The organism is Bacillus cereus group sp. BfR-BA-01355 (genome assembly GCF_022663675.1).
GTDB classification, from domain to species: Bacteria; Bacillota; Bacilli; order Bacillales; family Bacillaceae_G; genus Bacillus_A; species Bacillus_A thuringiensis_S.
Map to the genome: position 1 here is coordinate 1 of NZ_JAKUFY010000164.1, position 7,701 is coordinate 7,701.

Here is a 7,701-nt window from a genome sequence, read left to right on the forward strand (position 1 = left end):
GCCTTTGCCTTTGCTTTCGCTTTTTCTTCTTCCGTTACTTCTTCTGTTCCTTCTCTTTTCTGCTTCGCTAACGCCGCCGCTTTTGCTTTTGCTGCCGCTGCTGCACGTCGTTTTGCTTCTTCTATAGTAATATCATTATTTTTTGGTAGCGCTTTCTCTTTTTCTTGATTTTCTGCCTCAAGCTCACTTATTTCCGCCTCGTGTTTCGCTACAAGGCGTTTTCTCGCTTCTTCTTTTGCACGCCTAGCTGCTTCTTTTTTCAGATCCTCTAAGTCTTTGTTTGGATTACTCATTTATTCGTCACCTGCTTCCCGGTCTTTGCTTCGTAACGAATTTTTTCTTTTAATTTATTAATTCCATAAATTAAAGCAGCCGGATTTGGGGGACAACCAGGAATATACACATCAACTGGTACGATTTGGTCTACACCTTTCACAACAGCATATGAATTTACATACGGACCACCTGCTGTCGCACAAGATCCCATCGCAATAACCCATTTCGGTTCGGGCATTTGATCATATAAGCGCCGAACAATAGGAGCCATCTTCTTCGTTACTGTTCCCGATACAATCATGACGTCCGATTGTCTTGGTGAAGTCCGAAAAAATGACCCAAATCGATCTAAATCGTAATGTGATGAGCCTACTCCCATCATTTCAATTGCACAGCACGCCAGTCCGAATGTCATTGGCCATAAAGAATTGCTCCTCGCCCATCCTTTCAACTGCTCCAATGTAGAAAAAAAGATATTTCGTTCTAATTCTGCTCGCTCATTTGGATGTAATTCCTCAAAATTTATAACCATTGTAACACCTTCTTTTTCCAAGCATACGCTAATCCAACTAGCAACATTACAACAAAGATGAGCATTTCAATTAATGCAAATAAACCTAGCTTGTCATACGCAACAGCCCAAGGATATAAAAATAAAGTTTCTACATCAAAGATCACAAACAATAAAGCGAAAATATAATAACGAGCATGAAACCGAATATTTGCATCATGAAACGGCTCAATTCCACTCTCATACGTCGTCGCCTTTGCTGCACTTGGCTTATTTGGGCGCAGCATCCTTCCTAATGTAAGAGCCACTACCGGCAGCAATATACCTAATAGCAAGAAAATCAAAACGATCATATAACTATTTTCATATACACTTGCCATTGTGAAACCCTCCCCCCTAAATTAAGAACAAGTTCACATAGTAAACAATATGTCCTAGTTGCAGTAATTATTATTTTTAAATTTTTCTAAATAATGCAACTATTCTAATCATTATAGCAAACTTCAAATTCCTATGTCGATATGTTGGGAGACAGAAACAAGAATTATTAAAATCTATTTTTACAACTCGCTATAACTGTGCAAAATAAATATAAAACTTATATACGCTTTTCAAGAAACCGTAGGTGATATAAATGAAAAAACAAACACATGTAAGTATTCTTATAAGCATTGTATTGCTGTCTATAACGATTCACTACGTAGCGATGCCTTTTCTATATGAATATTCATTTCCTTTTCAGCTATTAATCGGAATGAGTACCCTATTAATTGATATTATCGCTTGTAGTTATATACTTTACTTTTCAAACATGAAAGAAGGGCTATCTCGTTTATTTTGGATTATATTATCTGTTGGAGCTCTCTCTTATTTTATCGGTGATATAGTCGTTGCCTATCAGCGTTTAATTGTAAAGGACTTCTATACGTTCGTTGATCCATCTGACCTTTTTTACTTACTTTTTTTAGTTACTTTTGCATTTGCCTTTCTATACGAAATCATTTATAACCGAGATTTATCAGAAAAACTTTTTATGCTATGTGATATTTGTATTATCGTTACAGCCCAATTTACTTTAAGTTACTACTTACTTATTGAACGAACCATTCACGTTTTTACAACATCCTATATCGACATATTTGTTCAACTTACCTATCCAATGGTTGATTTACTCTTTCTCTTAATAGGAATCAATCTTTTATTCAAACCACTATCCTTATTACCTAAAAAGGTTGGTGCGCTTCTTAGCAGTGCTTTAATTTTATATGCTACTACAGATGCGATTTATGCTTATATAAAATACTTCATACCAGAGTATTCTATGTTTACAGTTACTCCTTTCTATCAAGTAACCTTAGTACTAGTAGCAATCGCCTGTATTCTCCATACAAAAGAACCTGAAAAACAAGAGCAAGTACTACTAACACCTAAAATTGGTGAATCAATCCGATTATCATTGCCTTATATTTCAGTAGTAACACTTATTCTTTTTATATTAGTTGAATACGTCTTTGCGCCTATTATAGTAATTGGTCTTATAATAACTTTCTCTTTCGTTCTCATACGTCATAGTTTAGTTCGAAAACAAAATAAAATATTATTGCTAGCTCAAATGCAATTCAACTCAGAACTCGAGAAACAAATTAAACTACGTACAGAAGATTTAGTAGAACAGAAAAATGAACTCTATCATAATCAACAAATGTTTAAATCTTTATACGAGCATCATCCAGATCCAATCTTCACATTAGATTTATACGGCAATTTTCTCAAAGTAAATAACGCTGGTACTACTTTACTCGGTTATCAAACGAATGAATTATTAAACCAGCCTTACTATTCACTCATATACGAAGAAGATTTAGAAGAAATGATTAATTCCTTTCATCGTGTAAAAAAGGGACATTCTATCTCTTTAGAAATACGGGCGTATCATAAAAACAGAGATATTTACTACTTGCACGTTACCGCCGTACCGATCTTTTTAAAAGAGAAAATTTCTGGGGTTTATTTAATGATTAAAGATATTACGGAAAGCAAACAACAGCAAGAACAGATTAATTTTCTAGCATACCATGATACTTTAACAGAGCTTGCAAATCGTCGTGCATTTCATCAACATTTGGAACAGGCAATTGCACGAGCAAAAATATCGAAAAAGCCTTTTGCTGTTATGTTTCTCGACCTAGACCGTTTTAAAGTTATTAATGATACCCTCGGTCATCGAGTAGGAGACCTATTGCTCATCGCAGTAGCAAAAAGGCTCGAAAGAATATCAACATCAAATATGAAACTCGCGCGGCTAGCTGGAGATGAGTTCACAATCCTTATCGAAAATTACAAAAAAAAGCCAGATGTCCAAAAAATGGCTGATATAATTGTAGCGGCCATGAATGAGCCATTTGAAATCGAAAATCAACATTTACAAATCTCACCGAGTATCGGAATTGCAATATATCCTGAAGCAGGTGAAGATCCGCTATCCATTTTGCAGCATGCTGATATGGCCATGTACGAAGCAAAAAATAAAGGAAAAAACGGTAGCTCTCTTTACACGAAAGAACTATATAAAAAAATGGAACGAAAAGCTCGAATTGAAAAAGATCTGCCAATTGCTTTAGTAAACAAAGAATTTCATCTCGTCTATCAACCACAAATTGATACGACAACAAATAAAATCATCGGGGCTGAAGCTTTAATACGTTGGAAACACCCACTATTAGGTGATATTTCACCATGTGAGTTTATTCCAATTGTAGAAGAGACGCCACAAGTAGTCCCACTTGGACATTGGGTATTACAAGAAGCTTGTCTCCAATTAAAAATATGGCATATCCTTGGCTACCAAAATTTAAAAATAAGTGTTAATTTATCCGCAAAAGAGTTCCGGCAAGATCAATTAATCGAAAACATTTCACAAATATTAAACAACGTAAGCGTCGACCCAAAATATGTCACACTTGAGTTAACAGAAAGAATTGCAATGATTGACGAGAAAGAAACGTTATTAAGACTGAAGCAATTAAAAGAATACGGTATCCAAACTTCCATTGATGACTTCGGTACTGGGTATTCTTCTCTTGCTTATTTATCAATTTTTCCAATCGACACATTAAAAGTACCGAGAGAATTCACACAATTAGCCGATCATCGTCCTGAAGAACGAGCCATCGTTTCTACAATCCTTTCCCTCGCAAATACTTTAAATCTTTCAGTCGTTGCCGAAGGAATTGAAACCGAAAAACAGCTTAAGTTTCTGCAAAAACATAACTGTAAATATATGCAAGGTTACTATTTCAGTAAACCACTTACTAGTAATCAATTTATAAAGTTTCTACAAAAAACCCCCAGTATGAACAAATAATTCATACTGGGGGTTTTATAGTGCTAAATTTTTTTCTCATAATATTCTTCTGCGATTTCTTCGTAAAAAGCCGCAGATGTTGTGTAGAAATATGGAATTAACCATAAGAATCCAATCCCTAACGTAATACAACTCAATATAAACCAACCGATAAAACTTAAACATAAAATGAAATACTCCATCTTATGCCCATCCATCATACGACGGCTTTCTGTAATAGCTTGATTTATGGAATACTCAGGATGATCATTTATTATAAAGTACGTCATCGCATAAGAGAATGATTTAATGATGCCTGGAATAATAAATAGTAAAAACCATAAGAAAATATAAATGTTCACTACTATATATAATAAAAATGACTTTATAAACTTACTTCCTGCTGTAAACCATCTAAATATATGCCCAATACGCGCGTCTTTTTCTCGAATTATATGTAGCGCTAAATAATAGCCACCTAACGTTAATGGACCTACCATAAAAGTTGTAATAATATCTACTATCATGGAGTTTTTCATATCTTCCCAACCCAAAATTTGTGTAAACGAAAAATCAACAATAAAGTTAAAAGTGATCATTATAACAGAAATAAGTAATGTGGCTCCGACTGCTAATCCCCATTTCCCTTCTAATGAATCTAGTGCTTCTCCTTTTAGATCACTAATCATATTTAGCCTCCTATACACAATAATTCTATTAGTATAGCATGTTTCTATTGCAATTCACCTTTTGAGATGTAGCGATAAAAGTGTGCTGTCGTTGTACTCATATACGGACTAAGCCAAAGAAAGCCTATTCCAAAAGTAAGAAGCGCTAAAATAGCCCATCCTATGAAGCTCAGCCATAAAAGAAACAAATCTAACTTATGCCCCTTCATAAGATTCTTACATTCCTTCATCGCCTGCGAAACACTATATTCTGGACTTTCAATCATTACATAGTACGTCAGCGCATAAGAAAAATACATCACAATCATACCAACAATTGAAATCGCTAATAGCACGAAGAAAGCTATTGCAAATGACGTATTCCCTTCTTCACCTAACAATGCAAATAAGCCTATTAACAGCATCGGAATCCATGTACCTGTATATAACAAAATTGCAAGCATTGCCCACATTGTTTTCATCATTCTTTTAAAACCGCGAAATCCTTCAAATAAGTGATCTACTTTAGCATCTTCTCGTTTACTAATCTGTAAAAATACATTTGTATAACCATATGATGTAATCCCATACGATGCGTTACTCAAAATTATCATAATGCAATAAAAAATCCCAAAGGTAATACCTGCTCCAATTGACATCGTTTCCTCTTCAAATGATCCAGTTAAACTTACAACTGAGAGAAATATAATAATTCCTGGAATTAATAGTATAAGCATTGCAGCCATCGAAACGACATAACTTAAAATAAAATATAAAATTGTTGACCCAACACCTAGTCCCCATTTTCCCTTTAAAGAGTACAATGCTTCTCGTTTCATTTCACCAATCATTGATTCATCCCCTTCATAAAATATAAATTGTTGTACACTTCTACTTATACAAGCATCAATATAATTATACCAGTTTTGTAAAATTCTCCATAAAATAGACAAAAAAATCCGTAAAGGCAAGGGCCCTTACGGATTTTTTTACTTCATATCAGAAACGTTTAAACGGTTCACGGCACGTTGCAAGGCCATTTCTGCACGTTTAAAGTCAACATGTGCTTGTTTATCTTGCATACGTTGCTCAGCGCGACGCTTCGCTTCATTTGCACGATGGATATCGATATGGTTTGCTTCTTCAGCAGATGATGATAATACAGTCACTTTATCTGGACGAACTTCGATAAAGCCACCGCTTACTGCTACATAATCAGTGTGTCCACCATTTTTCAGACGAACTGCACTAATTTTTAATGGTGCAACAGTTGGAATGTGACCTGGTAAGATCCCCATTTCCCCACTCTCTGCTTTTACACTTACCATTTCTACTTCTTTTTCGTAAACCGGTCCATCAGGAGTTACAATACTGACTGGAAATGTCTTCATACTTCGTCCCTCCTAAGGCCTTACGCCATCATTTTCTTCGCGTTTTCAATAACTTCTTCAATGCCACCTACTAAGCGGAATGCATCTTCTGGAAGGTCATCATATTTTCCTTCTAGAATTTCTTTGAAACCACTAACTGTATTTTTTACAGGTACGTAAGAACCTTTTTGACCTGTAAACTGCTCAGCTACGTGGAAGTTTTGAGATAAGAAGAATTGAATACGACGAGCACGATGTACAACTAACTTATCTTCTTCAGATAACTCATCCATACCTAAGATAGCGATGATATCTTGAAGTTCTTTATAACGTTGTAAAGTTTGTTGTACTTGACGAGCTACTTCATAATGTTCTTCTCCTACGATTTCTGGAGACAGTGCACGAGATGTAGATGCTAATGGATCTACGGCTGGGTAAATACCCATTTGTGTTAAACGACGCTCTAAGTTTGTTGTTGCATCTAAGTGAGCGAACGTTGTAGCTGGTGCTGGGTCAGTATAGTCATCGGCTGGTACATATACCGCTTGGATAGACGTGATAGACCCTTTATTTGTAGATGTAATACGCTCTTGTAATTGACCCATTTCTGTTGCAAGTGTTGGTTGGTAACCTACCGCAGATGGCATACGACCAAGAAGGGCAGATACTTCAGAACCCGCTTGCGTGAAACGGAAGATGTTATCGATGAACAGAAGTACGTCTTGTCCTTGCTCATCACGGAAATGCTCAGCCATTGTTAAACCTGTTAATGCAACACGTTGACGTGCTCCAGGTGGCTCGTTCATTTGTCCGAATACCATCGCAGTTTTCTTGATTACGCCAGAATCGCTCATTTCGTGGTATAAGTCATTACCCTCACGAGTACGCTCACCTACACCAGCGAATACAGAGATACCACCGTGCTCTTGTGCGATGTTGTTAATTAATTCCTGAATTAATACTGTTTTACCTACACCGGCACCACCGAATAGGCCGATCTTACCACCCTTAATGTAAGGAGCAAGTAAGTCTACTACTTTAATACCAGTTTCAAGAATTTCTACTTTAGTAGATAATTCTTCGAATGCAGGTGCTTGACGGTGAATTGGATCACGGTGTACATCCGCAGGAAGTTCACCATCTAAGTCAATTGCATCACCTAATACGTTGAATACACGTCCAAGTGTTACATCACCAACTGGTACAGAAATTGCTTTACCAGTATCTTCTACTTCTGTGCCACGAACAAGTCCATCTGTGGAAGACATCGCAACTGTACGAACTGTATCATCACCTAAATGAAGTGCAACTTCAAATGTTAAGTTCATGCTTCCGTTTTCGTTGCTTTGTTTTACCGTAAGGGCGTTGTAGATTTCTGGTAGCTTTCCGCCATCAAACTTAACGTCTACAACCGGACCCATGATTTGCGTAACGCGCCCTTTATTCATCGGGTTCCCTCCTAGCTTTCTTTTAATTAGCCAGCTTTCTAAGAGAAGTTGGCTTTTAATTTTTTATTAGTTTAGCTTACGCGAC

7 protein-coding genes and 1 pseudogene are annotated in these 7,701 nt (G+C 36.3%); 1 reads left to right on the plus strand and 7 read right to left on the minus strand.

What is annotated here, in order from left to right; all coding sequences use genetic code 11:
• The 3 genes and pseudogenes from MR167_RS29285 to nuoA form a co-directional block, all read right to left on the minus strand.
• Positions 1-293, minus strand: a pseudogene (locus MR167_RS29285) (NADH-quinone oxidoreductase subunit C); the annotation flags it as partial.
• The gene (gene nuoB, locus MR167_RS29290) at positions 290-808 is read right to left on the minus strand and encodes an NADH-quinone oxidoreductase subunit NuoB (protein WP_000236331.1); all 519 of its coding nucleotides are present in this window, start codon (positions 806-808) and stop codon (positions 290-292) included. The pseudogene MR167_RS29285 and the gene nuoB, both read right to left, overlap by 4 nt.
• A complete protein-coding gene (nuoA, locus tag MR167_RS29295; RefSeq protein WP_000179273.1) occupies positions 799-1,167 on the minus strand; it encodes an NADH-quinone oxidoreductase subunit NuoA in 369 nt (122 codons plus the stop codon). Before nuoA ends, nuoB begins: the two co-directional genes overlap by 10 nt.
• A 254-nt stretch (positions 1,168-1,421) precedes the next feature.
• On the opposite strand from nuoA, the gene MR167_RS29300 reads away from it, so the two are divergent.
• Positions 1,422-4,151: a putative bifunctional diguanylate cyclase/phosphodiesterase gene (locus tag MR167_RS29300; protein WP_242316087.1), complete on the plus strand. Its 2,730-nt coding sequence runs from the start codon at positions 1,422-1,424 to the stop codon at positions 4,149-4,151.
• A gap of 23 nt (positions 4,152-4,174) precedes the next feature.
• Here the strand turns inward: MR167_RS29300 and MR167_RS29305 are convergent, their stop codons facing one another.
• The 4 genes from MR167_RS29305 to atpD all read right to left on the minus strand — a co-directional run bounded on the left by MR167_RS29305 (position 4,175) and on the right by atpD (position 7,616).
• On the minus strand, positions 4,175-4,819 hold the full coding sequence (locus MR167_RS29305) for a DUF975 family protein (RefSeq protein WP_000622478.1): 645 nt from the start codon (positions 4,817-4,819) through the stop codon (positions 4,175-4,177).
• 44 nt (positions 4,820-4,863) lie between these two features.
• Positions 4,864-5,649: a DUF975 family protein gene (locus MR167_RS29310; protein ID WP_242316088.1), complete on the minus strand. Its 786-nt coding sequence runs from the start codon at positions 5,647-5,649 to the stop codon at positions 4,864-4,866.
• Positions 5,650-5,787: 138 nt separating this feature from the next.
• The gene (gene atpC, locus MR167_RS29315; RefSeq protein ID WP_000847214.1) at positions 5,788-6,189 is read right to left on the minus strand and encodes a F0F1 ATP synthase subunit epsilon; all 402 of its coding nucleotides are present in this window, start codon (positions 6,187-6,189) and stop codon (positions 5,788-5,790) included.
• Positions 6,190-6,209: 20 nt separating this feature from the next.
• Positions 6,210-7,616, minus strand: a complete 1,407-nt coding sequence (atpD, locus tag MR167_RS29320) for a F0F1 ATP synthase subunit beta (protein ID WP_001032597.1) — start codon at positions 7,614-7,616, stop codon at positions 6,210-6,212.
• Positions 7,617-7,701 lie beyond the last annotated feature (85 nt).

Bases quoted from the DNA above. Each gene is read 5' to 3' on its own strand.
- MR167_RS29300 (WP_242316087.1), top strand. From the start codon at position 1,422: ATGAAAAAACAAACACATGTAAGTATTCTTATAAGCATTGTATTGCTG.
- MR167_RS29310 (WP_242316088.1), bottom strand. From the start codon at position 5,649: ATGATTGGTGAAATGAAACGAGAAGCATTGTACTCTTTAAAGGGAAAA.
- nuoB (WP_000236331.1), bottom strand. From the start codon at position 808: ATGGTTATAAATTTTGAGGAATTACATCCAAATGAGCGAGCAGAATTA.
- MR167_RS29305 (WP_000622478.1), bottom strand. From the start codon at position 4,819: ATGATTAGTGATCTAAAAGGAGAAGCACTAGATTCATTAGAAGGGAAA.
- nuoA (WP_000179273.1), bottom strand. From the start codon at position 1,167: ATGGCAAGTGTATATGAAAATAGTTATATGATCGTTTTGATTTTCTTG.
- atpD (WP_001032597.1), bottom strand. From the start codon at position 7,616: ATGAATAAAGGGCGCGTTACGCAAATCATGGGTCCGGTTGTAGACGTT.
- atpC (WP_000847214.1), bottom strand. From the start codon at position 6,189: ATGAAGACATTTCCAGTCAGTATTGTAACTCCTGATGGACCGGTTTAC.